The 25,925-nt window shown below is 45.2% G+C and carries 23 protein-coding genes; 13 read left to right on the top strand and 10 right to left on the bottom strand.

Features of this window, described 5'->3' with window-relative positions; translation table 11 throughout:
* Nucleotides 1-23: 23 nt before the first annotated feature.
* The 7 genes from BDE36_RS05260 (at nt 24) to BDE36_RS05230 (ending at nt 11,131) form a co-directional block, all read left to right on the top strand.
* The gene (locus BDE36_RS05260; RefSeq protein ID WP_141814006.1) at nt 24-1,610 is read left to right on the top strand and encodes a calcineurin-like phosphoesterase C-terminal domain-containing protein; all 1,587 of its coding nucleotides are present in this window, start codon (nt 24-26) and stop codon (nt 1,608-1,610) included.
* Between the two features lie 128 nt (nt 1,611-1,738).
* Nucleotides 1,739-3,100: an IPT/TIG domain-containing protein gene (locus BDE36_RS05255; RefSeq protein ID WP_141814005.1), complete on the top strand. Its 1,362-nt coding sequence runs from the start codon at nt 1,739-1,741 to the stop codon at nt 3,098-3,100.
* Nucleotides 3,101-3,118: 18 nt separating this feature from the next.
* On the top strand, nt 3,119-6,244 hold the full coding sequence (locus tag BDE36_RS05250; RefSeq protein ID WP_161987543.1) for a SusC/RagA family TonB-linked outer membrane protein: 3,126 nt from the start codon (nt 3,119-3,121) through the stop codon (nt 6,242-6,244).
* Between the two features lie 19 nt (nt 6,245-6,263).
* Nucleotides 6,264-8,285 (top strand): RagB/SusD family nutrient uptake outer membrane protein, encoded by a 2,022-nt coding sequence (locus BDE36_RS05245; protein ID WP_141814003.1) that lies wholly within the window; start codon nt 6,264-6,266, stop codon nt 8,283-8,285.
* 20 nt (nt 8,286-8,305) lie between these two features.
* Complete coding sequence (locus tag BDE36_RS05240) at nt 8,306-9,202, top strand: BT_3044 domain-containing protein (RefSeq protein ID WP_141814002.1); 897 nt, start codon at nt 8,306-8,308, stop codon at nt 9,200-9,202.
* 150 nt (nt 9,203-9,352) lie between these two features.
* Complete coding sequence (locus tag BDE36_RS05235) at nt 9,353-10,153, top strand: Fic family protein (RefSeq protein ID WP_141814001.1); 801 nt, start codon at nt 9,353-9,355, stop codon at nt 10,151-10,153.
* 60 nt (nt 10,154-10,213) lie between these two features.
* Entirely contained in the window at nt 10,214-11,131 is a 918-nt protein-coding gene (locus BDE36_RS05230; protein WP_141814000.1) for an AraC family transcriptional regulator, read from the top strand.
* Nucleotides 11,132-11,155: 24 nt separating this feature from the next.
* Here the strand turns inward: BDE36_RS05230 and BDE36_RS05225 are convergent, their stop codons facing one another.
* The gene (locus BDE36_RS05225; RefSeq protein ID WP_141813999.1) at nt 11,156-11,437 is read right to left on the bottom strand and encodes a Txe/YoeB family addiction module toxin; all 282 of its coding nucleotides are present in this window, start codon (nt 11,435-11,437) and stop codon (nt 11,156-11,158) included.
* Nucleotides 11,419-11,634: a DUF2683 family protein gene (locus tag BDE36_RS05220; protein ID WP_141813998.1), complete on the bottom strand. Its 216-nt coding sequence runs from the start codon at nt 11,632-11,634 to the stop codon at nt 11,419-11,421. Before BDE36_RS05220 ends, BDE36_RS05225 begins: the two co-directional genes overlap by 19 nt.
* 481 nt (nt 11,635-12,115) lie before the next feature.
* On the opposite strand from BDE36_RS05220, the gene BDE36_RS05215 reads away from it, so the two are divergent.
* The 4 genes from BDE36_RS05215 (at nt 12,116) to BDE36_RS05195 (ending at nt 16,759) form a co-directional block, all read left to right on the top strand.
* Complete coding sequence (locus BDE36_RS05215; protein WP_141813997.1) at nt 12,116-12,304, top strand: hypothetical protein; 189 nt, start codon at nt 12,116-12,118, stop codon at nt 12,302-12,304.
* 22 nt (nt 12,305-12,326) lie between these two features.
* Complete coding sequence (locus BDE36_RS05210) at nt 12,327-12,707, top strand: GreA/GreB family elongation factor (RefSeq protein ID WP_141813996.1); 381 nt, start codon at nt 12,327-12,329, stop codon at nt 12,705-12,707.
* 810 nt (nt 12,708-13,517) lie between these two features.
* Nucleotides 13,518-16,019 carry a glutaminase family protein gene (locus BDE36_RS05200; RefSeq protein WP_141813995.1) on the top strand — a complete coding sequence of 834 codons (2,502 nt, stop codon included), beginning with the start codon at nt 13,518-13,520 and terminating at the stop codon, nt 16,017-16,019.
* 122 nt (nt 16,020-16,141) lie between these two features.
* Nucleotides 16,142-16,759: a hypothetical protein gene (locus BDE36_RS05195; RefSeq protein ID WP_141813994.1), complete on the top strand. Its 618-nt coding sequence runs from the start codon at nt 16,142-16,144 to the stop codon at nt 16,757-16,759.
* 33 nt (nt 16,760-16,792) lie between these two features.
* On the opposite strand, the gene BDE36_RS05190 is transcribed toward BDE36_RS05195, so the two are convergent.
* Nucleotides 16,793-17,158, bottom strand: a complete 366-nt coding sequence (locus BDE36_RS05190; protein ID WP_128769664.1) for an RNA recognition motif domain-containing protein — start codon at nt 17,156-17,158, stop codon at nt 16,793-16,795.
* Nucleotides 17,159-17,362: 204 nt separating this feature from the next.
* Here BDE36_RS05190 and BDE36_RS05185 point away from each other — a divergent pair, with 204 nt between their 5' ends.
* Nucleotides 17,363-19,132: a mechanosensitive ion channel family protein gene (locus BDE36_RS05185; RefSeq protein ID WP_202618087.1), complete on the top strand. Its 1,770-nt coding sequence runs from the start codon at nt 17,363-17,365 to the stop codon at nt 19,130-19,132.
* Nucleotides 19,133-19,135: 3 nt separating this feature from the next.
* Here BDE36_RS05185 and BDE36_RS05180 read toward each other — a convergent pair whose 3' ends face one another.
* From BDE36_RS05180 to BDE36_RS05170, 3 genes are read right to left on the bottom strand one after another with little or no spacing between them, the layout of a single operon-like run.
* Nucleotides 19,136-20,104: an MlaD family protein gene (locus BDE36_RS05180; protein WP_128769666.1), complete on the bottom strand. Its 969-nt coding sequence runs from the start codon at nt 20,102-20,104 to the stop codon at nt 19,136-19,138.
* A 6-nt stretch (nt 20,105-20,110) separates the two neighbouring features.
* Nucleotides 20,111-20,842 (bottom strand): ABC transporter ATP-binding protein, encoded by a 732-nt coding sequence (locus BDE36_RS05175; RefSeq protein WP_141813992.1) that lies wholly within the window; start codon nt 20,840-20,842, stop codon nt 20,111-20,113.
* A gap of 10 nt (nt 20,843-20,852) precedes the next feature.
* Nucleotides 20,853-21,623: an MlaE family ABC transporter permease gene (locus BDE36_RS05170; protein ID WP_128769668.1), complete on the bottom strand. Its 771-nt coding sequence runs from the start codon at nt 21,621-21,623 to the stop codon at nt 20,853-20,855.
* 213 nt (nt 21,624-21,836) lie between these two features.
* On the opposite strand from BDE36_RS05170, the gene BDE36_RS05165 reads away from it, so the two are divergent.
* Nucleotides 21,837-22,217: a hypothetical protein gene (locus BDE36_RS05165; RefSeq protein ID WP_128769669.1), complete on the top strand. Its 381-nt coding sequence runs from the start codon at nt 21,837-21,839 to the stop codon at nt 22,215-22,217.
* A gap of 10 nt (nt 22,218-22,227) precedes the next feature.
* Here the strand turns inward: BDE36_RS05165 and BDE36_RS05160 are convergent, their stop codons facing one another.
* The 4 genes from BDE36_RS05160 to clpP form a co-directional block, all read right to left on the bottom strand.
* Nucleotides 22,228-23,790: a GAF domain-containing protein gene (locus BDE36_RS05160; protein ID WP_141813991.1), complete on the bottom strand. Its 1,563-nt coding sequence runs from the start codon at nt 23,788-23,790 to the stop codon at nt 22,228-22,230.
* 126 nt (nt 23,791-23,916) lie between these two features.
* Complete coding sequence (locus BDE36_RS05155) at nt 23,917-24,744, bottom strand: MBL fold metallo-hydrolase (RefSeq protein WP_128769671.1); 828 nt, start codon at nt 24,742-24,744, stop codon at nt 23,917-23,919.
* A 135-nt stretch (nt 24,745-24,879) separates the two neighbouring features.
* Nucleotides 24,880-25,098 carry a YtxH domain-containing protein gene (locus BDE36_RS23955; protein ID WP_202616909.1) on the bottom strand — a complete coding sequence of 73 codons (219 nt, stop codon included), beginning with the start codon at nt 25,096-25,098 and terminating at the stop codon, nt 24,880-24,882.
* A 51-nt stretch (nt 25,099-25,149) separates the two neighbouring features.
* On the bottom strand, nt 25,150-25,851 hold the full coding sequence (clpP, locus tag BDE36_RS05145) for an ATP-dependent Clp endopeptidase proteolytic subunit ClpP (protein ID WP_141813990.1): 702 nt from the start codon (nt 25,849-25,851) through the stop codon (nt 25,150-25,152).
* Nucleotides 25,852-25,925: the final 74 nt, after the last annotated feature.

Genomic DNA, 25,925 nt, shown 5'->3' with positions numbered 1-25,925 from the left:
TTTGCGCCACCAAGCAACACATTATGAAGATACTTTTATCAGTTCTAATCGGCCTTTCTGTCGGTTCCCTGGCTTCTGCACAAACGAAGGCGAAGGGGTACGTTTTTGAAGATGCAAACAGAAACGGCAAAAAGGAGTCCAAAGAAAAAGGCATCGCGGGAGTCGCGGTAAGTAATGGAGTAAATGTCGTACAAACGAACAGTAAGGGGTTTTATGAACTCCCCGTAAGTAACGACAATATTCTTTTCGTGATCAAGCCGAAAAATTATCAGGTGGCGGTCAATGAGCTGAATCAGCCAGCTTATTACTACATCCATAAACCTCTTGGATCACCGGCTGATTTTAAATACAAAGGATCAGCACCAACCGGAAAATTGCCCGCGTCCGTTGATTTTGCTTTAGTTCCTGCCAATGAGCCCACAACATTCACTTCATTGATTTTCGGCGATCCGCAACCGTACACCCAGGAGGAGGTTGATTACTTCTCTAAAGGCATCGTTTCAGAATTAAAAGGGATAAAAAACATTGGTTTTGGTTTAAGCCTGGGCGATCTTGTTGGTGATAACCTGTCATTGCATAGTCCTTATATTAAAGCTGTGAGCGAAGTTGGCGTTCCATGGTATAACGTGATCGGGAACCATGATATGAATTATGATGCCAAAGCGGATTCATTGTCAGATGAAACATTTGAGAAGAATTTTGGCCCTGCAAATTATGCTTTTAACTATGGTAATGCACATTTTATCATCCTTGACGACATCATCTATCCAGACCCGCGTGATGGAAAGAGCTACTGGGGCGGATTTAGGAAAGACCAGCTGGACTTCGTTGAAAATGACCTGAAGTATGTAGATAAAGATAAATTGATCGTGCTGGCTTTCCATATTCCTTTGCTAATTGAAGATGAAGAAGACGGCCCTTTCAGAAAAGAAGACAGACAACGCTTGTTTAACATCTTAAAAGACTATCCTAACACTTTATCGATGTCGGCACACACTCATTTGCAGAGACATAACTTTTACGGTAAGGAAGACGGCTGGCTGCAGGAGAATCCGCATCATGAATACAACGCGGGAACAACTTCGGGCGACTGGTACTCCGGCGAGTTCAACGAGCAGGGGGTTCCCTCTTCAACCATGAGAGATGGTACGCCTAAGGGTTATGCTTTCTTAACGATCGACAACAATAAGTATAAGATAGATTATAAAGTAGCCGGAAAACCTAAAGAATACCAGATCGGGATATTCAGCCCTAAAGTTATTGCGGGCGGAAGAAATACGAGTGCGCAGATCTTTGCCAACTTTTTTATGGGAGCAAAGGGCGATTTAGTTGAATATCGTATTGATAACCAGAAATGGGCGCCCATGACTTATGTTTTAAATGCCGATCCTTCGTATATGACAAAAGTATATAAGTGGGATCTATCCGACCAGTTAATGCGCGGCCGCCGACCATCTACCGGAGTAGAGAGTACCCACCTGTGGAGCGGCGATATTCCGGCGCGTAAGCTCAAAGCAGGTTCGCACACAATCCAGGTGAGGGCGACAGACATGTTTGGCAACGTATTTTCGCAGGAACAATCTTTCAATGTAGAAGAACCGGCGAAATAAATAAAGAGACCTAATCTCCACTTAATTTCATTACAATGAAACCATCATGTGCGCATCACACAAACCGAAATGAATAGAAGCTTGGTGCACATGATAGCTTCATTGCCATTAAAAAACAAATTATTCTAATGAAAAATCAACAAAAGTATGTTGACAGGCATCGTATTGCCTTGTTCCTGATATGCTTCGGTTCGCTTTGTCTTTCATCCTGCAAGTCGAAAGATGAGCGTCCGGAAAAGAATCATGACGCATCAAAGCCTGTCGTCCTCACGTCTTTCTACCCCCAGGAAGGCGGGGCCAGAGATAAGATCTTACTGGATGGCGAAAACTTCGGCACTGATCCTGGTAAAATAAAGGTTTACTTCAATAATGCGAAAGCTTCTGTTATCTCATCGAGCGGCGAACGGATTTATGCCATCGTACCTCGCCTTCCGGGTGCCAATCCGCGCATTTCGGTAGTTGTAGGAGAAGACTCGGTTACTTATAATGATTCCTTCGCTTACCACACGCAGGCCCAGGTGAGTACTGTTACAGGCAATGGTAAAATGAACTTTAAGCCAGGCACTCTTTCTGAGGCGGAGGTTTATGGTAAGTACCTGGAGCTCGACGCCGAAGGTAATATATTTATGTCATGGCGTGACGGCGGCAACCCCGCGACGTTTGGTGTAGCCAGGATCAATGAGCAGCAAAACATCGTCACCCCATTGATCGAGTCGGAAGCCACAGGCCGGATATTATTTGCAAACGGGCTTACTGTGGACCGCAAAACCGGGATGCTTACTGCTGCTCACGAGTCTACAAAAGAGGTTATCTTTACTTTTGATCCTCGCGAAGCATGGTATCCACGACAACGTAACGTCAAATTCTCTGCGGCTGATCTAAGCTCGATCGTAGATGCAGACCGCTACAAGAACTTCATTACTTTTTGTCCCTACGACGGTCATCTTTACACCAGGTACCGGGATGGAAGAGTTGCAAAAATCAATCCTGAAACCATGGAGGCTAAAATTGTTTACAAGGGCCCTTATGGATCTCAGTATGGTCAGGCAATCAATCCGGCAAAGCCCTGGCTGCTGTACATCACCCTGCATTCCAACGCGAATCCTACAGAGTTCAGACAAGGTATCTCCGTTTTAGACCTTCGTGACCCTAACGGAACCGGTGGTTTTAAACGACTTAACGCACCAGGCGGGAGTGGATTCCGCGACGGACCTTTGGCCGATGCCCTGTTCAACTATCCGAAAGACATCAAGTTTGATAATAGTGGAAATATGTTTGTTGCCGATTATGGAAACCACTGTATCCGCATGGTATCAGCCGATAACATTGTAACAACCGTGGCGGGCCAGCCGGGCAAGCCAGGCTACAAAGATGGCGGGCCGGTAGAATCGCTCTTCAACCAACCCTGGGGAGTGGCGGTCAACGAGCAGGGTGATATCTATATCGCCGACTGGAGTAATGCCCGAATACGTAAACTGGTTATTGAATAATAAATTTATTTATCTGAAATGAAGTTCATTTGGAGTATGTGCATGCTGTTGTTGTGCCTGTCGGCCCGGACAACATTTGCGCAGCAAGGAAAAGAGTTAACAATATCTGGTACCGTTGTGGATAAGGAAAATAAACCAGTTCCCGGTGTATCTGTGTATATAAAAGACAAGCCGGCTATTGGTACATCTACCACCGGCGAAGGAAAATTTAGCATCAAAGCTATCTATGGAGATAAGGTTGTATTCAGGTCCGTTGGTTATAACGCGGCCGAGCACCTTGCTATCGAATCAAATAACAGTCTAAAGATCACGCTTGCAGAAAATTCGACAACCATTGATGAGGTGATCATTGTCGGGCTCGGTAATACCCAGCGAAAAATAAGCTCCGTTGGTGCTATTACCACTGTAAATGTCAAAGACCTTCAGTCGCCATCGCCGTCAATTGCCAATCTGCTCGGAGGAAGGGCCGCAGGTGTAATCTCAAGGTTAGGCAGCGGCGAACCGGGTAAGAACATCTCTGAGTTCTGGGTACGCGGTATCGGCACCTTTGGCGCAAATAACAGCGCCCTGGTGCTTATTGATGGTTTAGAGGGCGACCTCAACACGATCGACCCGGCCGATGTGCAGGGCTTTTCCATCCTGAAGGATGCGTCGGCTACCGCCGTATATGGCGTTAGAGGAGCAAATGGGGTTATTTTAGTAACTACAAAGCGCGGACAGGTGAATCGCATTCAGATCACTGCACGGGCTAATACCACTTTATCCCGTCTCAACCGCCTGCCTCAATACCTCCGGGCCTATGATTACGCACAACTGGCTAATGAGGCGACCACGGTCAGGGGGCAAAGCCCGCTCTACAATCAGACGGAGATGGGCATCATCCGTGATGGTTTGGATCAGGATATGTATCCGGACGTTGACTGGCAGGATGAAATTTTGAATAAAACCTCCTGGCGCCGAAGCTATTATATGAGTGCCCGCGGAGGATCTGAGGTAGCACGCTACTTTCTTAGCCTGGGCGGCAAGGGCGAAAGTGCTGCGTACAAGGTCGATAAGAACAGTATATACAGTTCTAACGTAGGTTTCGATACGTATAACTACAGGATGAACCTGGACGTAAACCTGACCAGCAGCACCAAGGTTTTCCTGGGAGCAGACGGGTTTCTGTCAAAATTGGATCAACCAGGGTTAGCGAACACCGACTATATATGGGGTGCACAGTCGCGACTTACCCCTTTAGCTGTTCCTACACGATATTCGAATGGTATGCTCCCGGGTTTGGGTGGCGAGGACCGCTCATCGCCCTATGTGATGATCAACCGCACGGGCCGGGCATCAGATCAGCTCTTTAAAGGCAAAACTACCTTAGCTATCAACCAGGACTTATCGAAAGTAGTAGACGGCCTTAAGTTTAGGGTTCAGGGTGCTTACGATGTGCATAGTTACTTTGAGGAGCGCAGGAAAGTACAACCGGCACTTTACAGAGCTCTGGGCCGAACCTACAACGGATCTCTGGTGATGCTGGAGACGGTGCAGGAGCAAAAAGCGCTCTACAGCAAGACTACACGTCAATATCGCAAGTACTTTTTAGAATCAGTTATTAACTACGATCAGGTTTTCGGTACCGACCACCGTACATCGGCGTTAGTGTATTATTATATGAGCGATGCCAAGGATACCAAAGACGCGACCAGTAATCTCGAGTCCATCCCGCTGCGGTATCAGGGGATATCCAGCAGGCTTACGTATGGTTTTCGCGACACCTATCTGCTGGACGTCAATTTCGGCTATACCGGTTCAGAAAATTTTCAACCTGGCAGGCAGTACGGCTTTTTCCCATCTGTAGCCCTGGGCTGGGTACCTACCGGCTATAAGTTTGTAAGCGAGACAGCTCCCTGGCTGGATTACCTGAAGATAAGAGCGTCCTATGGTACGGTGGGTAACGACCGGATCTCGGACATTCGTTTCCCCTACCTCACTAAAGTGAATCAGGAGAAAAAAGACGTATGGGGGATCCCTGATGTCGAAACAATCCGTGAGACCCGGATTGGCGCCGATAATCTGGCCTGGGAAAAAGCGATTAAGTCAAATATAGGTATTGAAGGTAAACTTTTGAACAACAAGGTCGATTTCGTGGTCGACGTGTTCAAAGACCAGCGTAATGGTATTTTTCAACCACGCGTACAGGTGCCGGAGTACGTAGGTGTGGTTTCCAACCCCTACGCTAACGTTGGGCGGATGAAAAGCTCGGGAGTTGACGGTAACATAAGCTATTCTGCCAACATTACTGATCACATGGGATTTACCTTAAGAGGTAACTATACGTACTCGAAAAACGTGGTGCAGAACTGGGAACAAGCCTATCTGGAGTATCCGTATCTTGAGTTCAACGGTTTCCCTCACAATTCGATACGGGGTTATCAGTCCCTGGGATTGTTTAAAGACGCCGATGATATTAAATACAGTCCAAAGCAGACTTTTGGCGACGTGCTGCCGGGTGACATCAAATATAAGGATGTGAACGGAGACGGGACAATCGATAAACTGGATATGGTTCCTTTAACACATAGCAATTACCCCTTATCAATGTTCGGATTTGGTGGGGAAATCCGTTATAAAAAGCTCACAGTAGGAGTTCTGTTTAAGGGAACCGGAAAAACATCCTTCTTTTATGTGGGCCAGGAGATGAAGGTAGACGATGAAAAGAAACCTAACGGAATGGGATATATGCCCTTCTTTGAAGGCAATTTAGGTAATGTGCTTACATTGGCAGCCGACCCGAAAAACCGCTGGATCCCCATGAGCTACGCAGTCGCGAACGGAATGGATCCTGCACTGGCAGAAAACCCCAATGCACGCTTCCCTCGTTTGCAATATGGGAATAATGCCAATAACAGCCAGGTATCAACCTTCTGGCAGGGAGATGCGAGTTATGTGCGGCTGGAAGAAGTTACGCTGAACTACAACATCAGGCCATCGTTTCTCAAGAGGATCGGAGTTTCCTCAATGGACCTCCAGTTCGTGGGCAGTAATCTGTATATCTGGGATAAGGTCAAAATCTTTGATCCCGAACAGGCTGCATGGAATGGCCGTAAATACCCAATACCGTCCACCTATTCATTCCAGGTGTACGTGAACTTCTAATGCGATTATAATTTAAGGCATGAAAACGTCAATTAAAAGAATAGCAAGCGTAGCCGTCATCATCCAGATGATCGTAATGGTATCGTCTTGTAAAAAGGATTATCTCAATATCGGCGACTACTTCGATGATGAATTTAATATCGACTCCGCATTTTCCAATCCACAGAACATCGAAGCATATATGTGGGGGGCAGCGGCAATGTTTCCTGACGAGTCGAACACCATCCGCGCGGGTTATACGCCTGGTCCGATGGCTACTGATGAAGGCCTGAACGGACTTACCGGAGGCGGTGCGAGCAATATTTATTATGGAATGGATTTCGCCACCGGACGCATCTCTCCGGACTTCTTTGGGGATAGTAATCCGAATTTAAATCAATGGGGCAACTATTATAAGATCATCCGGAAATGTAACAGTATCCTGCAGAACCTCGACCGGCCCAGGGGCTTTACAAATGCGGATCGCCTGCGTATAGAAGGGTACACGCGATTTATCCGGGCCTATGCTTACTATAATATCCTTGTAGACTACGGACCGGCGATCCTGCTTGGCGACGAAGTGGTTAATACGAACGAACCAATCGAGTATTATGATCGCACGAGGGGTACTTACGACGAAACGATGGAATATACCTGCGGCGAGTTCGAGAAGGCAGCAACTCTTCTTCCAAAGGAATCGTCATTGCTTGACTTTGGCCGGCCTACTAAAGGCGCCGCATTTGCTTTAATCGCCCGCTTACGCCTGATCCACGCAAGTCCCTTATTTAACGGCGGACCGGTTGCCAGCGCATATTTTGGAAACTGGAAACGAAAGACGGATAACGTGAACTACGTATCGCAGCAGTATGATGAGTCGCGATGGGCTGTTGCGGCTGCCGCCGCAAAGCGTGTGATGGATATGGGTCAATACAGATTGTACACTGTAGTGAGCGACGACAAAACACCTTCACTTCCTCAAGGCGTTACTTCCGATCCTAGTTTTTATAGTAATTACCCCAATGGCGCAGCAGGTATTGATCCGCTAAGATCGTATTCAGATATATTCACGGGCGAAGCGGTCGCGGCGATCAATAAGGAACTAATCTGGGGCAGAAATACAGATTACCTGGAAAAAACCATTAGCCAGGGTTCTATGCCCCCTTCGTTAGGCGGCTGGGGCCGTTTCTGCGTTACGCAGAAAGTAGTTGATGCTTACCTGATGGACGACGGGCGTACCAGGGAAGAAGCTTCTGCTGATGGGTACTATTCAGAAACCGGCTTCACCGAAAAACCCCGCAACTTTTCGGGCTATCCGCTCAATTCCGGTGTGTATAAAATGTACGCTAATCGTGAAATGCGCTTTTACGCCTCTATTGGCTTTAACGAAGCAATCTGGCAGGCACAATCGAGCACCTCGCTGAATAATCATACGGCCAAATACTATTACCAGGATGCCGACGGCCGTGGCGGAGTGACCGCAACGTCGCCCAACTATCCCATTACAGGTTATGTGATAAAAAAATATAATCACCCGATGGACGCATTTCAGGGTACTGGTGCTCGCCACATCAAAAAAGCATATTCCATCATTCGCTATGCGGAGATTCTTTTATCGTATGCGGAGGCACTTAATAATTTAACTGGCAGCCATACCGTAACGCTGGGAGACCGGGAATATACCGTATCGCGCGATGTTGAACAGGTGAAAGCTGCTTTTAATCTTGTACGGTACCGCGCAGGTCTGCCGGGTCTGAGTTCAGCGCAGTTAAGCAGTGCCCCCGAAGTGCAAAAACAGATTGTACGCGAACGCATGGTTGAGTTTTTATGGGAAAACAGACGCTTCTATGATGTCCGCCGCTGGGGTATCTACGAAGAAACAGAGCGTGAACCTATCCGCGGTATGAACCCGGATGGCTCTACCAAAGAAACTTACTATCAGCGTGTCATTCCGGGTACATCCTCATTCATGACCCGTATAGTGAACAAAAAGTTGGTTTTTATGCCAATACCCCGCGCAGAGCTGAGAAGATTACCATCTGTAGATCAGAATCCAGGTTATTAGGTTAAATGAAAAAGTATAAGATGAAACGAAGTTATATACTGATGCTGGCAGCCGCTGCGGCGCTCTCATCGTGCAAAGACAACGACGTGTTTGAACAAGAGATGTACAAAAACGAAGTTGCTTTGATCAGCAGCAACTATTACAATACATTTGAGGAGATCGTTCCGCTGACAGGTAGGGAGGTTACGGGCTATATCGCTGCTTCTGCAGGTGGCACACACGCGCCTGCTAAGGACATGATTATCCAGCTGGAGGAAGATGACGAACAATTTAACATCTACAACAGGTCTCTTTTCGATGCCGATGAAAGATTATACGCGAAACTGTTGCCCAAAAACCGGTACAAGATTGAGGACTATAAAATTGTTATCAAGGCCGGAGAACGTACAGGACGCACCATGGTTAAATTGGATCCGGATGGTTTATCGCCAGACTCGACGTATTTTATTGAGCTAAAAGCTACAGATGTGTCTGGAGTTGACATAAATCCGAAGAAAAATTCCATCCTCTACCAGGTCCTTATAAAAAACGACTATGCCTCGCAGGCTGATGATGCTTTTTACGCGATGACAGGACTGGTCGACGAAAGAATTACAGCAGGTAACAAGAAGCTGTTCCCCTTAACCAGCAACAGTGTACGGGTGATCGCAGGAACGGAGTCTTTTGAAAGCAATGTGAGTCACATCAACAAGACCTCCATTATTTTAGAAGTCGGTGCTGACAATAAGGTCACAATTAAGCCTTACAAAGACATCGAGGTGCGGCAGATTGATGGCGATACAAGATACCCCAACATCTTTCGTGTCGAAGAATCCTTCGGCCGGAAGTTCAATGTATTCTTAATATCGTATGAATATAAACTCAACGGATCAACGCATATTATGCAGGAAGAGCTCCGTATTCAGGTTAACCAGTAGTAGTTTAAACTGTTCGGCTCACAAAGAGCTAAGAAACGTGGTTTTGCATGTTCCGGCTTTCCCGGTGAGGAAAACGCCTGCGGCAACTATTTTAGGTATTGAGCTTTAAACGTACGATATTTGTAATGCTGCATTTAATCAAACAGGGGAATGAATACCGCTTTAATTGACAGATATAAATCATTGGGTATTGAAGATGTGATAGATCATGAGAAATTTAATCATATTTCTATTGTACACCATTCAACTGTTCTGGAGGGCTCTACTCTTACCGAAGTAGAGACGGAGGTGTTATTGAATGAAGGTTTAACGCCTAAAGGCAAACCACTTCTCCATACACTTATGGTAAAGGACCATTACACGGCCCTGCGGTTTGTTTTAAATGAAGCAAAAAAGCGGCGGCCTGTATCTGAAGAATTTATCCGGGAGATTGGAGCGGCTGTATTGAAAAACACAGGATCGGTATACCATACTGTGCTGGGCAATGTGGATTCATCTAAAGGTGAATACAGGAAGGGCAATGTAAGAGCGGGCGATACGTACTTTCCGAATTATGATGAGGTTCCGTCACTGGTGCAGGAACTCGTTCTGGCATTAGGCCGAAAAATGAGTACTGAAATCTCTTTAGATGAAAAGATAAACCTCTCTTTCGACGCTCATTTTAACCTGGTAAGTATTCATCCGTTTTATGACGGCAATGGAAGGAGTTCGCGCTTACTGATGAATTATATACAAGCATATTATGGATTACCACTCGCTATTGTTCGCCAGGAATCAAAGGTCGATTATATACAGGCCCTGCTGGATGCCAGGGCTGGCAACAATATTAATATCTTCAGGAAGTTTATGAGTGATGAATACGAGGCAATGCTCTCTCTTGAAATTGAGAAATTTGAAAACATGAACAGACATCAGAAAGGTAAAGGATTTGGCTTTACGCTGCTGTTTTGATGCCACTACTACCACAGTCAAAACCAGCCAGGTAATAATACCCATCCCACGCTTCAGGCTATGGCTTTCTCAGAAAACGAAGTACAAACAATCTACAGATCCAGGATCAACAGGGTTTTTGAATATATTGATGCGAATCTGGATACCGACCTCTCGTTGAATGCGGTTTCGGAAATTGCGTTTTTCTCGCCGTTTCATTTTCACCGGGTTTTCAAAACGATAAGCGGAGAAACGCTCAGAGAGTATGTTACGCGACGAAGGATAGAAAGATCGGCGCTCGACTTGCTTCACAAAAACACAGCGATGAGCGAGATATTCCTCAGATACGGTTTCACTGATAAGTCGTCATTTACAAGAACGTTTAAAAGATTCTACGGCGTAAGTCCCTCTGAATTTAAAAAATCAAATCCAAACAGGTTTAGCAAGATCCGTCAACTTGAAAGCAAGAACGGTCAACCATACCCGGAATATGAAAAATACATTTGCGTCATTAATAATCTTAAAAACTGGATAACAATGAACGCAAAACCAGAAATCAGGGAAGTGTCCAAAATGAACCTCGCTTATGTATCGGGCATGGGGCCTCAAAATCTTCAGGCCGCTTATGAAAAGCTGATCCGCTGGGCAAGACCTAAAGGCTTGCTTCATCGGGAGACGAAAATGATCACGGTTTACCATGATAGTTTCAAAGTAACAGAAGCGGAGAAGGTGAGGATGAGTGCCAGCCTTTTACTAAAGGAGCCTGTTAAAGCCGAAGGAGAAATAGCGTTAATGACAATCGACGGTGGTAAATTTATTGTAGCAGGTTTTGAGATTGAGCTTAATGAGTTTGAAAAATCGTGGACGGCACTATTTCTATGGATGAACGAAAACGGCTATAGGAAAGCTGACCGGAATCCTTTTGAGCTGTATCACAACGACTTCAACGACCATCCTGAAAAAAAAGCAATCGTGGACTTTTATATTCCGATTGAATAGACATTGGTAGAGTCCGCTCAATTACTACCTATCGCCATAATGCCCCTTAGCGGAGATCACAGTAACGATTACTTCCAAATCATTAATTTTATAAATGAGCCTATCTTTTGAATTGATACGCCTTGACCAAAACCCCGAAAGTTCATACTTTAATTGTTCAGGGTTACCGGTTCCTGTATTTGGGTGTTCTTCTAATTCGAAAAAAATGACTTCTACCTTCTTTATGTCAGCTTTATTTCCTGATTTATAAAGCTCGGCCAGCTGTTTTTTTGCATTTTTTTCTATGTCTACAGAATATCTGCCCATATGTTTTTTGTATCCTTAATCCTTGTTACATTGCCCTTATCAGCAGATCTATTGGCATCCTGAATTCGCTTTACAAATTCAGGATTGTAAGGACTTTCAGATACTTTGGTTTCAAAATCCATCTTCAGGGCTTTAGCAAATGCTTTTACAGCAGCTAATTGTTCCTTATTTTTGGGATGAATAAGTATTGTTTCCATAATACAAATTTATTGAATCTACAGGCACAATCAAAATCAAGGCACCCGCTTTTACCGTATAATGAGATGGATTACAATCACAATATCTGTTCCAGTTTCACAAACCGGATTCTGCAGCCTTCGATGCACACGAATACAGATCAATTACGCCGGAAGTCCAGAGCCCATCTGTATAGTCATTTTAATGTCGAATCGCAGATAAAAAGAACCAGAACTTGTTTTTCAGCGTTATAAGTATAGATTTGCAAACATGGGACCAGGAACATTTAAATACTTTCGGAATACTGTGGACGGCGCTGCCCGTACTGCCGCAATGTTCTGTTTGATGTGTCCTTTCCATTTCAAATTGAGTTACTTCTTCTTAAAAAGCAATAAAGCCTTTATTCATTAAACCCAACTTGGTTCTCAAGTTGGGGCGGTTGTTTAGCTAAGCGCTGAATATTCAACGTTTTATCAAATTTAATATCTAAAAACTAAGGTTATGAAAATTATATGTCCGGAGCATAACGGTATTCTCCGTTTGCCAGTGAATTATTTTAACGAACGCGATGTTGTTTTGAACATTGTAGTAGAGTGTCCTGTATGCGATGACGAAGTGCTGATTGACGGCGTTTTCGACTTTGACGCTAAAGGCATGGGGCGTTTACAGGAGATAGAAGAGTTCGCATAGTTGTTCACTTAATTTGTTTATCATGGAAGTTACTGAAATAGTTTTATCAAAAGGGATTTATCACCTTATAAAGGATCACTTAAAGAAGGACAAAAAGCTTACTGATCTTAACCGGGAGCAACTTACAAGGGAGCTGAAATCAGCAACGGTGGTACCGGCTAAGAGCTTTCCTAAGAATGTAGTCGCGATTAACACTAAAGTGAAGGTTAGAGATACTGACACTAAAGAAGAACTCGTTTTTGAACTCGTGGCTCCCCACGAGGCTAAGATCAAAAACAACAAACTTTCAGTTCTCTCCTCTCTCGGTCTGGCTCTCATTGGTTATAACACCGGCGACGAGGTGCGTTGGGAAATGGAGGATGGTATCAAAAGATACCGGATTGAAGAGGTTGAACCTGTTTAATAATACAAGCAGAGGCTGCCCTGTAGAGGTAGCCTCTGCTTGTATTATTAAACAGCTTATTAAGGTGATTTTTTGGTCGCATTTCAGTACACGTCCTGATGTGTTCCTATGTCAAGCAACAGGATATATTCATTCCCGGGATCAACGGGATCTTTCTCAATAGTAAAAACAATCCGGCAATCATACCCACACGAGCAAGCAAAATATAAAGCTAATTTCCCGCTTAATTTATGAGTTCTTAACGATGGCTCAAAGGCATCATATGTTAATTCACGTAATGCTTTGGCGATCGCAGTTTTTAGCAGTGGATTTTTACTGGCGAACTTTTGATACGACTTTCCAAAGGTAGGTCAGGCTAAAGTGTTTAATCTGTCTATTGTTTCATCAACAGTAAGAGGCTTCGTTTTGCCGAGGTGATAATCTTTTATGGACTTTTTAGCAGCTCTAGCCATATCATTGCGTCGCGCCTCTATTTGGCGCTTCTGTAAGATTTCCAACAACATTTCTCTGGAATTGTAATCCAGTTGCATGATCTCTTGTAATGTTGAATCTATCGTTGCTATCGCCGGATATTTTTATAATACAAATATAGCCAATTCAAAACTAAAGCCAAACCAGCCCAATCTGAGAAATCCCTCCAGTGATCCTCATGACAGCTCAAAGCTCATCCAATGTATGCGAACCTCTTACAAAGATTGAGACGCATATGCAAAATGTTGATACAAAAACGCAAACATGCGGAATGCCATTCGTTTAATTTTACAGTTCCTAATATTCGAAAAAAACAATCTGATAATCACACACAAAAAGATGAACAAACGCACCAAATTGAAGTTCCTGAGCTTGCTGGCATTTTTCTATGTAACCGGCCAGGTTCAAGCGCAGGACAGAAAGGCTCCATCCTACCCTTTAATCACGCACAACCCTAATTTCAGTATATGGTCTGGTACCGATCAGCTCAACGCATCGACTACCACTCACTGGACTGGTGCAGATCACTCACTTGTGGGCCTGATCAAGGTTGACGGCAGTATCTATCGCTTCCTTGGGAAAGAAGAGGCAAACTATAAAACCGTTTTAGGCACTACCGACGAAAAGTCCTATTCAGTAAAGTATACCGAAACGGCTCCTGAAGGTGACTGGATGTCGGCTTCTTATGCCGATGGTAACTGGAAATCGGGACAGGCGCCTATTGGCGATGATGCAAAGCAGGTGAAGACGCTTTGGAAATCTAACGATATCTGGGTTAGGAGAACTTTCAGCATTGCAAACCCGGCGGGAACCAATGAATTGATGTTAAAGATTAACCACGATGATAACATCGAAGTGTATCTGAATGGCAAAAAGGTATATCAAAAAGAGGGCTGGACCAACACTTTTCAATACGTGCATCTCAACAAAAGCGACCTGAAAGCCGGCGAGAATGTAATTGCCATTCATTTGGCGAACTCAGCTGGCGGCAGATTCCTCGACTTTGGTTTGGTTGACAAGCTGAAGGAAAAAGGTGCAGGCATCCAACTGGCTAAACAGAAAAACGTTGAAGTGACTGCCACACAGACCATCTACGATTTTACCTGTGGTAATGTGGATCTTAAAGTGACCTTTACTTCGCCCCTGCTTATGGACGATCTGGGACTGCTGGCTCGTCCGGTTTCCTACGTTACCTATAGTGCGCGGGCTAACGATAAAAAAACTCACAGTGTAAAGGTTTTCATGAGCGCTTCGTCGAATATAGCTGTATACAAGCCATCACAGGAAGTAACCGCGAAAAAATATTCAACCTCTGCATTGTCTGTGCTCAAAGCGGGTACGGTGGAGCAGCCCTTGCTTCAAAAGGCCGCCGACGACATGCGCATCGACTGGGGTTACTTTTACGTGGCAGCGCCTAAATCAAGCGGCGCAGTACAGTTTATCACCAACAGCGGAGAGGCTGCTTCTGCTTTCAGAAGTGGTTCTTCAGCCTCTACCGTTACTACGGGCAGATCTCTTGCACTGAATACGGTTATTCCGTTTGGAACGGTAACATCAAAACCGGCAGAACGCTTTGTTGAGTTGGGCTACGATGAGATTTATTCTATACAGTATTTCAAGAGGAACCTAAGACCATGGTGGAACACTTCAGGCAAGGAGACTATTGAGAATCAGCTAAACGCTGCTGCTACCCAATACAAAGAGGTAATGCGGAAATGTGCGGCCTTTGATAAAGCTGTTTATGCTGATGCCTTGCAGTCGGGTGGTAAAGAATATGCCCACCTGTGTTTACTCGCTTACCGCCAGAGCATTGCCGCTCATACTTTAGTTAAAAGTCCGGAAGGTGAAGTTCTATGGCTATCTAAAGAAAATAACAGCGGTGGTTTCATAAATACGGTTGACGTAACGTATCCTTCTGCTCCGCTTTACCTGATCTACAATCCGGTACTGCTACAGGGCATGTTAAATGGTATCTTCTATTTCAGCGAAAGCGGCAAATATCCGCACCCATGGGCAGCACACGACCTGGGTACTTATCCGCTAGCCAACGGCCAAACCTATGGAGAGCCTATGCCGGTGGAAGAGTCGGGAAATATGATCATCCTTACCGCTGCGATCGCCAAAGCACAGGGCAATGCAAACTATGCTAAGAAACATTGGGCGACATTGACCACCTGGGCGGATTACCTTACAAAGGAAGGCCTGGATCCTAAAACCCAGCTGTGTACGGATGATTTTGCAGGTCACCTGGCGAGAAATGCGAATTTATCGGTTAAGGCAATTGTAGGGATCGCTTCTTATGCGCAGCTGGCAGAGTCGTTGGGCTATAGTGAAACAGCCAAAAAATACAGGGCTATTGCTGAAAGCATGGTCCCTAAATGGATTGAAATGGCTGATGCGGGCGACCACTATGCACTTACCTTTGATAATAAAAACACCTGGAGCCAGAAATACAATCTTGTTTGGGACAAGGTATTGGATCTGAATTTATTCCCTCAGAAGGTTTACAACACGGAAATCAGCTACTACCTGACAAAACAGAACAAGTTCGGGTTACCGCTGGACAGCAGAAAGGCGTATACAAAAAATGACTGGATCCTGTGGACTGCCACGTTCGCTCCTACGCGAAGTGAATTTGAGGCTTTGGTAAAACCGGTTTACAGACATTCTATTGAAACGGAATCGCGTGTACCTTTGAACGATTTCTATGATTCTAATACCGGTATCCGCGATAACTTCAAAGCAAGAAGTGTTGTAGGCGGTTTCTATATGAAATTTTTCGCAGACAGAATGAAAAGCAAATATGTCAGTACGCAAAGCTCTTCAGCTCCGTCGAATTAAATAAAACAGGCAATTGTAAAAAGGCCTTTAAACAAAAAAAGTCCTGAGATCGATATGACTCTCAGGACTTTTTTTGTTTAAAAATTCCATGAACACAAATTAATTTTAGTTGTTGGTGAGTCATGAAAGTAGTACACGTTTTCTTTTTACTGGCGGCAGTGTTCTTGTGCGCTTGTCAATCTAATACTTCAAAATCAAAGGTAGTTTCGGCTGATAGTGTACATAGTGACGAGCTTAATAAGGGCGCATTCATACAGCCGGGGAAATCGGCAGGAAAAATTTCTCTGGGGCAGAATATGCAGGCGGTTGGGAATCTGTTGGGAGAGCCGGATGCCGGTGATGCTGCTATGGGCAAAGCCTGGGGAATATGGTATGACAAAGATTCGACGGCGGGGGAAAGAAGCGAGATAGCTATCTACTCGTCTTATGCTGACAGCACAATGATGGTTAAGAATGTAAAGCAGATAAGGATCACGAACGGTACGTTCAAAACCAAAGAAGGCCTTGGCACCGGCAGCAGCCTGACGGACTTTAAAGCTGTCTACCCGGACATGGAGCCGCGCTCAGAGTATCTCCATACTGCTTCGGGAGATACTCTAAGGGTTTACGACTCAAAATCAAAAGGACTGGCAACCGACATCATAAGAGGGACCTGCACGGCCATAACTATCCACCCCAGCGGTGTATATGCTAATGAAACTTATTTCACATTAGATACCAACTGGAAACAGATCAAATGATCAGGGCTGCTGAGGCCGCCATGATCTCAACGTTTACTTACCAATCCGGGGCCGTTTATCTTTCCGCGATGACGTCTTTTTGAAAGCGGGGCTCTTTGGTTTTTTCTTTGAAAACTCGAGCTTTCTTTTTCCAACAACGAACTGAGTCTTCTTTAAACCCGGGATAACAGGTTTTACGCTGATCTCCTTATCGTCAATACTACCACCGTGAAGCAGATTAACTGCTTGCTGCGCAGACTCCTCAGTGTCCATTTCTACGAAGCCGTATCTTCTGCTCTTTTGTGTTCTTTTTTCGCGAACAATATTAGCAGCCACGACTCCGCCGAACTCTTTAAAAATATCAGTCAGCTCGATTTCGTCCATATCTTCGGGAATACCTCCTACGAAAAGTTTAGTCATGATACCGGTTTTTTTTAAGCCACCAAGTTACTGATCTTATTCTGATTCTTGTTCTGTTGTACGTAAAATTTTTGAGGGAGATTGCAGTATTTAAATTATTCGTCTAAAACCATCCTTCCTTAATATGGTTTTAGTGGTGAAAATTGATTTTATTATTTAGTTCTTACAATAATGCAATACCCACGCAAATTTTTCCTGAGTATCATGTTTTCCCATGTACTGACTTTTTGCTTCCTGCTTGTAAGCTTGCCTTCTATCGGGCAAACTGGCTTGCTTCCAGGCGATACCGCAAAAGCAGGACAGACTGAGCCGGCCTGGCCTGAGGATTCGCTGGGCAGACGCAGTCCCCGGGGTACTGTACAGGGATTTATTAAAGCAGTGGCTGAGGATAATTACGCGAAAGCGGCGCTGTATTTAAGGTTCGACCCGGCCCTTAAAAAAGAGCAGGATAGAGAGAAACTTGCAAGGTCGTTACGACGGTTACTTGACCAGAAAGGAAATCTTTTTCCCTACTCACTGATAAGCAATGAATCGACGGGATATAAAGATGATAATCTTGGGCCAAACCTCGACCGGGTAGGAACTGCAACGGTGAACAATGAGCAGTTTGACCTGATACTGGAGAATACTGAAGACGCAGACGGTGCACCTGTCTGGCTTTTTTCATCGGAAACGATCCAGAGGGTACCGCTGCTGACTGATCAGGCGCCGGCCGCTCCCCTGATCAGCAGGGTGTCGCCCGACTTTGTGAAAGAAAACAAGTGGGGCGGCGTCCCGATTGGGCATTGGCTGGCCATGCTCATTCTTATCATCGCGGCATACCTGCTGTCGTGGAGCCTTACTAAGCTGGTGCTTTTCCTGATCCCAATGTTCTGGGTACGGGCGAGGGTTGAGCCTACTTCCGGGATCCTCAAGGCTTTTTCTCTTCCGATTCAATTATATCTGGCAATCTGGCTGTTTGTATTCGCCAGCGAACAGGCTGGAATCTCCATTATTGTGCGACAGCGTTTCAGCAATCTGACGGTGATCGTGGGGTTGATAGCCATACTGCTCCTGCTCTGGCAATTGCTGGACTTTTCAACGCGGTTTTTCGAAAAGCGCCTGGCGCGCTATGGCAACCAGGCGGGTGTTTCTGCAGTGCTTTTTTTGCGACGGGCTGCGAAAGCTGCTCTGATATTCCTGGGTGTCATTCTAATACTGGGCACATTTGGCGTTAATGTCACTACGGGGATCGCTGCCCTTGGTATTGGTGGTATTGCTCTGGCTCTTGGCGCTCAGAAAACAGTTGAAAACTTTGTTGGGAGTGTAACCCTTATTGCCGACCAACCTGTAAGAGTGGGCGATTTCTGCAAGGTTGGTGATACAGTGGGAACCATTGAACAGATTGGAATGCGGTCGACCCGTATCCGCACGCTCGACCGGACCATAGTGACCATCCCTAATGGTGATTTTGCTTCGCAGAAGATTGAAAACTTTGCTCACAGGGACCGCTTCTGGTTCCATCCGACATTTAAGTTACGTTTTGAAACTACACCTGACCAGATCAGGTTTCTGCTTGTAGAGTTACGTTCTATCCTGTATGCCCACCCTAAGGTGAGCCCTGACCCTGCCCGTATCCGTTTTGTGGAGATCGGCGCCGACTCACTTAATCTGGAGGTGTTCGCTTATGTTACAGCCATTGACTTTGACCAGTTCCTGGAAGTGCAGGAGGACCTGTACCTGCGCTTGATGGATGTGATAGCAGCCAGCGGTACTGGCTTTGCATTCCCTTCACAGACGGTTTATTTAGCCAAAGACCCGGGGGTATCTAAAGAAAAAGCGGAAGAAAAGAGTGAACAGGTACGAAAGTGGCGTGAGGCGGGTGACATGCATATCCCGAAGTTTCCAGTCGACACTATCAGCCATTTAAAAGATACGATACCCTATCCCCCTGAAGGATCGAGCTCGGCCGGGAATATGCCTAAGCATAATTGAAGCCTATTTTTTTAAACGTTTAGCATCCAGGGCCTTCTGGGCTTCGGCGATAATATCGGCAAGCTCTTTTTCGTCCATGTCCGCATCTATCCCTTCGGGCGCAGCTGCAGTCCTGACAACGCCATTTTTTTTATCCTCTTCGGCTTTCTTTTTGAAATAGCCCCGAAGAAAAAAGTTCCCCTGCAGGGCTTTCATGTTTTCGCTGAACCCATAAGCGGCCTCCTGAATGGTAAGCATAGCGCCGTCGGCGGTATGCATCGCCACATTTGCTTTTGCCACGGTGCTTTCAAGTCCTTTTGAAAGTGAATCGGTATACATAAGACTGCCGACTGAGCCTTTTCCTGACTGTACTTGTAAGGCAATGCCTGCCAGTGAGCCGGTCATCTTCCTGGTGTTATCCAGAGTACCCTCTATGCTTTTCGACAGGTTATCAGAATAGAGCAATCTGCCTATTGAGCCTTTGCCTCCTCTTATCTGCAGCGCCATTGCTGCAAGCTCGCCGGTTATGATTTCGGCATTATCTGCGACCTTCGTCAGTTTTGAGATCACTTTGTCGAAATCGACCGGTTCGGACGTGATAATGCGGGATCCATCGGAAAGCAATCTGCTCTCGCCTGCAGACCCTGGCGCTATGATGATCATCTTATCACCCATTAGTCCGTCAGATCCGATCACCGCCATAGCATCCGCCTTAAGAAAAGGTCTTACTTTCTCTTTCATCCGCATATCTATCCTGATCATGGTATCAGAGAGCATCTTTATTCTTTCTACAGTGCCGGAATTTATGCCGGCAAAGCGGATATTATTACCCTCCTCGATGCCTCCGACACTCTTGAACGTTCCATAGATCAAAAACGAATCATCAAACATGTTCTGTTTTGCACCTATGAAGAAAATGCCGGCTATGAGCAGCAGAATTCCTGCCACCGTGAAGATGCCCGTTCTGATCTTCTGATTTATACTTGCTTTCATAATATCTTATTTAAAGAAGGAACGCACCAGTTCATCCGGCCCGTTTTCAAGTTGCTCATAATTTCCTTCTGCCTGAAATACGCCATCGTTCATCACGAGAAGCCGATCGGCTGTTATTTTTGCACACACCATGTCGTGCGTGATAATAACGGAAGAGGTTTGGTATTTTCGCTGCATTTCTAAAATGAGCTCGCTGATCTCTCTCGAAGTTATGGGGTCAAGGCCGGTAGTGGGTTCATCGTACAGCATAATTTCGGGTTTCATAATGAGCGTGCGTGCCAGTCCTACTCGTTTTCGCATTCCCCCCGAAAGATCGGAAGGCATTTTATGGATTGTATCGCGTAGGCCCACGCCTTCGAGCAGTTCCTCTACCCTTTCTCTTATTTCTTTACGGTTGGTTAACTTGAGTACACGCGTGAGCGGAAATTCAAGGTTCTCCTCTACAGTCATGGAGTCATAAAGCGCTGCACTTTGAAACAGAAAACCTGTTTTGATACGCAGCTCTTTCAATGCTTCTTCAGGAAGCTCATTCACTTCGTCCCCGAAGATTTTCAGGCTGCCAGAATCCTGGGAAAGTAATCCAACCATGCATTTTATAGCCACAGATTTCCCCTGTCCCGATTTGCCCAGCACCACAAGGTTCTCTCCCTTATGAAGGTCCATATTTATGCCCGACAGCACTTCTTTTGTACCAAACGATTTCTTAAGATCACGGATGGAAATCACAATTTCTTTCATCACTGATTTGTTAATAGAATAATACAGAAGTAAGCTGAACGGCTATAGCATCGAGTACGATGATCCATAGCGACGCGGAAACCACTGCAGAATTGGCTGCCAGGCCGACGCTTTCTGTCCCCCTATCTGAATTATATCCTTTATAGCAGCCAACAAATCCTATAGCAAAACCAAAGAAGACTGTTTTTATAAATGCGGGAATCAGGTCGATGAAATCGAGCGACGAAAATGACTTGCTGAAGTAGAGCGTTAAGCTCATTTCCTTACTTATGTTAGAAGCCATAAACCCTCCGATCAGGGCCAGGGCATCGGCCATCAGGGTGAGTAGAGGGATCATCAGTGTACTGGCAAGGATGCGGGTGACAACGAGGTACTGCACGGGGTTAGCGCCTGAAACCTCCATAGCATCGATCTGTTCGCTTACTTTCATGCTGCCCAGCTCGGCGCCAATTCCGGAAGCAATCTTTCCGGCACAAATGAGCGCTATTACGACCGGCCCCATCTCGCGGACTACGGAAATTGCGACCATGCCGGGAACGAAGCTTTCGGCACCGAAGGCCTTCATCGTTGGGCCCGACTGCAGGGTGAGCACAAACCCCAGAATGAATCCTGTGATCCCTACCAGAAATAGAGATTTGTATCCGATAATATAACATTGGCGAATAAGTTCGTTCCATTCGAAATCCCTACGGAAAATGTTGCGGAAGAACGCTGCCATGAAAACCATTTGATCGCCGGCGGCAAAGAATTGCCGGGTAAGCGCAGCCGGGAATATTGTCATATTTTTTACTTAAAAAGGAATATCCAGGAAACCTGAACATCATTGCGTGGTAGCAGTAAATCAAAGATGCACGTTTTTAACCCTGAATAGTTATATCATTGCAAGTATTAGTTGTAATATTCACACATTTAAGCTTATAATAAATGTGTGAATGTTGTAACTATTTCCCGGCGAAGTGTAAATCCGTGACTATAAAAAAGAGTACTTTTAGGAATGATAAAAAATCTAGACCTGATAAAGAAGAATGCCCCAGACACCGAATCAAAACCTTTTGCAATTGAAAGAATAGCAACGGGGGGAAGGAATCTATTTAACAGGAAAGATCTTAATTTTAAAAACCGTTATAACTGGACCGACAACAACGCTTTACCTTTGGATGCGGAAACGGCAAAATCTTCTGTATTTAACAGACACCAGGGAGAAGAGGTATTGTCTGTAATTAATACCATTATCGACCACAACAATTTCGCGAAGGCCAGGTCGGCGTCGAAAGTGGAAGCTATGCTGCTTAGTTTACCGCAAACTGATAAGACGCAGGACCAGGTAAAAGACTGGGTGTTGCGTAACTGGAACAAAGAGATGACGCTCATTTAACAGGCTCCTGTTATTCTATCTGGCTCTTGTTTATAATTTCCTTTATGATCCCGTCCAGTTCAGCGGCCGATATTGAAAGGTAAGACATGAGTGTTTCTTTTGTTCCATCATCGGTTTTATGATCGGTAAGCAAAGGCACAATCCCCATGATACGCGCTAACGGTGCACGGACGAGATGTGACTGTGTCCAGGCTATATCGCGCAACCTAAGAATATGTTGTTCAATTGTTTTTATGTAATCAAGATGTTTCTGAAAATCGGCTTTACGTTCTGACACATCCCTTAACACGCCGATCATTCGTATGGCTCTACCTTCATTATTTCTTAAGATATATCCGTTTTCTTCTATGAATACGTAACTTCCATCGGATCTTTTCATTCTGTACTCTTCATTCCAGTTGTGTACAGCAGGATTCTCTAAAGCGTCATTGAAGCTTTTTTCAACCATGATTACATCATCGTGATGCACTTTTTCAAACCACTTTTTGATGGAACTGTGTTCGTCGTCCGTCTTGTATCCAAATAACCTGAAAAATGAGTCGCCCCACTGAATCAGGTCTGATTGAATATCCCAGTCGTATATAGCGTCGTTTGTGGCTTTATTTACGTACGTATAGCGCTCTACCAGATGCCGCAGATTTGACTCGCTCGCTAATAATTTTTGCTGTATTTTTTTGCTTTCTGTAATGTCAAGACAAGCTCGGATCATCTTGAGAGGTTGCCCTTTCTCGTCGTACTTCAACTTTCCCCAGGACTTAAGATATCTCACTTCTCCGGAGGGCCGGATTATTCGCTCCTCAAACTCGCAATCTTCGCCGGTTATCAGAACATTCTGAATGATGCTTTTAACCATTTCATAATCATTAGGATGCAGTACCTCAAGGTATCCTTCAAATGTTGCTTTAAAGCTGTGTTTGTTTTGCCCGTAGATGGTATACAAAGAATCAGACCAGGTAACTTCATCTTCGGGGATATTCCAGAGCCAGTTACCGAAGTGGGCGAGTTCCTGACCCTGGGTCATTAAAAGGGTGGTTTCCTCCAGTGTCTCAGAATACTGCCTGTTTTCGAGGATAACCTGCAACAGCGATGCGGCCCGCGTGATGATATGGAGCTCCTCTTCATTAGGCTCTTTAGGTTCGTGGTAGTAAATAGCAAATGTTGCCATTACTTCGCCCCTGCTGTTTATAATCGGATAAGACCAGCAGGCCTGTAAGCCGTACTGTAAGGCTACATTGCTGAAAGCCGCCCACCTGTAGTCTGTTCTAATGTCGGTTACTATGACCTGCTCCTTAAGATAAGCGGCTGTTCCGCATGAACCAACTTCGCTTCCTATTTCAAGCCCTTCTATTGCCTTAGAGAAGGCTTCGGGCAGTGAAGAAGATGCCCAGTTGAACAGACGATTTCGCTTAACCTGCATGATAGAACATTGCATATCCGGAAAAATGCGTTCGATGCCTTTTGTGTAAAAGTTCAGGATCGTACGGATTGAAACGTCTTTTTTGGCGTTCAACTCAAACACATTCTTCTCGAGATGTTCGAGATCTGATCGTAAGTTCACATCAAACTCCATCATAATCAGATTAAAGCGTGATTCGGTTTCATTACCTTGGTAAATCTAAAATACCCATAATATTTAATACGGACAAGTGCCCGAAAAGTTCTGTGATAAAGCAGCACTGACATTAAAAGTACCTGTACGTCAGAAGAATTGTAGCTGACGGCTTTCACTTGAAGCTACCGGCAGAGTGGTAGCTGACCGTCCTGGACTTATAATATATACGGGAGTTTCTTCATAGCGCGAAGCGACTACCACGCTTGTGCTTCCGGCATGTTGAGAAAAGAGGCTGTGAACCAGATCGGGACAGTTGTTATTTTTCGAAAGGTGCGAAAGTAATAAGTGGCTTAGTTCAGAAGAGCGGCAGGATGTAAAAAGCTCAAGCGCCTGCTTATTGGAAAGGTGACCCAGGCCACCGCGGATGCGTTGCTTAAGGTAGTAGGGATAATTGCCTTTATCAAGCATTTCGTCGTCATAATTTGCTTCCAGAAAAACGGCATGACATTCCCTGAAGTTTTTAATGACATGTTCGCAAGGCCTTCCGATATCTGTAAATACCCCAACACGGATATCATTATAGCTAATAACGAAGCTATGTGGTTCTGAAGCGTCGTGAAACTTGGGGAATGCGGTTATGCAAAGGTCGCCTACATTGATGGTTTCGTATGCCGTGAAAGGCATCACCTGCGGAGCAGGAAGCATTAACCCTCCGCGAAAGAGCGTCCGCTCTGTAATATATACAGGCAACTGGTATTTCTTCGCCAGAACAGGAATTCCCTTGATGTGATCTGAATGCTCATGGGACACAAAAATTGCCTTTACTTTGTCCATTGAAAGACCGAGGCGTTTCATGCGTTTCTCGGTTTCGCGACAAGATATGCCTGCGTCAACAAGGACTGCTTCCCTCCTGTTCCCAATATAATAGCAGTTTCCGTTACTCCCTGAATTCAGCGAGGTAATAAACAATTCCATGTATTACAAAAGTAAGCAGTTTCTGCCGGAATTATCAAAATTACCTGGCTAAAAGAGAGATGTTCTCTCCTGTTTACCCATGCGTTAAAAACGAAAAACGCCCCCTCTGTCCGGGAGCGTTTCCTGGAGTCATGCTTAAAGTCCGCCTGACTGGGTTGCTTTGTTGAACTGATCTTTGAGCCGATCGGCATAAGGCTGTGCCTTCTCCATATATGGCTTTGCTTTTTCCATCCATTCGGGCGCCTTGTCTTTTATATCATCCATCATTGACCTTCCGTCAGGTCTTTTCTTAGTTAAGTAATTTATGCCGTATGCTACTGCAGCGCCGACAGCCAGAATTTTGATTAAGCCCATAATTATTTCAGTTTTAACCGTATTGATGCAAGTATGGTGCCAGAATGAAGATCAGGCCGATTCTGTATCGGCTCCGAGCACTTCGTCGATCATCCCAAACTCTTTGGCTTCTGCTGCGATCATCCAATGGTCGCGGTCGGCGGCGTCATGTATCTTTTGATAGTCCTGACCGCTGTGGTCGGCTATTATTTGATACAGTTCCCTCTTCAGTTTCAAGACCTCGCGGGCGGTAATTTCGATATCGGAGGCCTGTCCCTGCACGCCGCCTAATGGCTGATGGATCATCACCCTCGAATGAGCAAGAGCTGCACGTTTTCCCGGAGCACCCGCACAGAGCAATACGGAAGCCATGGAAAGGGCTGTGCCGGTGCATATCGTTGCCACATCGGGACTGATATATTGCATGGTATCATAAATGCCAAGACCTGCGTAAACGACTCCCCCGGGACAATTTATGTAGATCTGGATATCCCTTTTTGCATCAGCTGATTGAAGGAACAGAAGCTGCGCCTGGATCACATTAGCGATACGGTCGTCGATAGCGTCACCAAGAAAGATGATGCGGTCCATCATCAGGCGTGAAAAGACATCCATCTGTGCGACATTCAGCTGTCGCTCTTCAATAATATATGGGGTCATAGCCACAGGAAGAACTGACTTTTCAATCCCGGACATGAAACTGTCGACCGTAAGCCCATTGATGCCCTGATGTTTTACTGCATAGTTTCTGAATTCTTCTTTTTCTGTTTTCATTTTATTTTTCGTTTTTGGATCGGGCATAGCTTTTCCCTGCCGCTGAAAAGCAGCCGAACCCGTTTATCACTCTT

Origin of the sequence: Arcticibacter tournemirensis, assembly GCF_006716645.1 — a bacterium.
Taxonomy (GTDB): domain Bacteria; phylum Bacteroidota; class Bacteroidia; order Sphingobacteriales; family Sphingobacteriaceae; genus Arcticibacter; species Arcticibacter tournemirensis.
This window is presented reverse-complemented; position numbering and strand designations above follow the sequence as displayed.

Coding starts and splice junctions, on each gene's coding strand:
- BDE36_RS05260 (WP_141814006.1), top strand. CDS start 24: ATGAAGATACTTTTATCAGTTCTAATCGGCCTTTCTGTCGGTTCCCTG.
- BDE36_RS05255 (WP_141814005.1), top strand. CDS start 1,739: ATGAAAAATCAACAAAAGTATGTTGACAGGCATCGTATTGCCTTGTTC.
- BDE36_RS05250 (WP_161987543.1), top strand. CDS start 3,119: ATGAAGTTCATTTGGAGTATGTGCATGCTGTTGTTGTGCCTGTCGGCC.
- BDE36_RS05245 (WP_141814003.1), top strand. CDS start 6,264: ATGAAAACGTCAATTAAAAGAATAGCAAGCGTAGCCGTCATCATCCAG.
- BDE36_RS05240 (WP_141814002.1), top strand. CDS start 8,306: ATGAAACGAAGTTATATACTGATGCTGGCAGCCGCTGCGGCGCTCTCA.
- BDE36_RS05235 (WP_141814001.1), top strand. CDS start 9,353: ATGAATACCGCTTTAATTGACAGATATAAATCATTGGGTATTGAAGAT.
- BDE36_RS05230 (WP_141814000.1), top strand. CDS start 10,214: ATGGCTTTCTCAGAAAACGAAGTACAAACAATCTACAGATCCAGGATC.
- BDE36_RS05225 (WP_141813999.1), bottom strand. CDS start 11,437: ATGGGCAGATATTCTGTAGACATAGAAAAAAATGCAAAAAAACAGCTG.
- BDE36_RS05220 (WP_141813998.1), bottom strand. CDS start 11,634: ATGGAAACAATACTTATTCATCCCAAAAATAAGGAACAATTAGCTGCT.
- BDE36_RS05215 (WP_141813997.1), top strand. CDS start 12,116: ATGAAAATTATATGTCCGGAGCATAACGGTATTCTCCGTTTGCCAGTG.
- BDE36_RS05210 (WP_141813996.1), top strand. CDS start 12,327: ATGGAAGTTACTGAAATAGTTTTATCAAAAGGGATTTATCACCTTATA.
- BDE36_RS05200 (WP_141813995.1), top strand. CDS start 13,518: ATGAACAAACGCACCAAATTGAAGTTCCTGAGCTTGCTGGCATTTTTC.
- BDE36_RS05195 (WP_141813994.1), top strand. CDS start 16,142: ATGAAAGTAGTACACGTTTTCTTTTTACTGGCGGCAGTGTTCTTGTGC.
- BDE36_RS05190 (WP_128769664.1), bottom strand. CDS start 17,158: ATGACTAAACTTTTCGTAGGAGGTATTCCCGAAGATATGGACGAAATC.
- BDE36_RS05185 (WP_202618087.1), top strand. CDS start 17,363: ATGTTTTCCCATGTACTGACTTTTTGCTTCCTGCTTGTAAGCTTGCCT.
- BDE36_RS05180 (WP_128769666.1), bottom strand. CDS start 20,104: ATGAAAGCAAGTATAAATCAGAAGATCAGAACGGGCATCTTCACGGTG.
- BDE36_RS05175 (WP_141813992.1), bottom strand. CDS start 20,842: ATGAAAGAAATTGTGATTTCCATCCGTGATCTTAAGAAATCGTTTGGT.
- BDE36_RS05170 (WP_128769668.1), bottom strand. CDS start 21,623: ATGACAATATTCCCGGCTGCGCTTACCCGGCAATTCTTTGCCGCCGGC.
- BDE36_RS05165 (WP_128769669.1), top strand. CDS start 21,837: ATGATAAAAAATCTAGACCTGATAAAGAAGAATGCCCCAGACACCGAA.
- BDE36_RS05160 (WP_141813991.1), bottom strand. CDS start 23,790: ATGATGGAGTTTGATGTGAACTTACGATCAGATCTCGAACATCTCGAG.
- BDE36_RS05155 (WP_128769671.1), bottom strand. CDS start 24,744: ATGGAATTGTTTATTACCTCGCTGAATTCAGGGAGTAACGGAAACTGC.
- BDE36_RS23955 (WP_202616909.1), bottom strand. CDS start 25,098: ATGGGCTTAATCAAAATTCTGGCTGTCGGCGCTGCAGTAGCATACGGC.
- clpP (WP_141813990.1), bottom strand. CDS start 25,851: ATGAAAACAGAAAAAGAAGAATTCAGAAACTATGCAGTAAAACATCAG.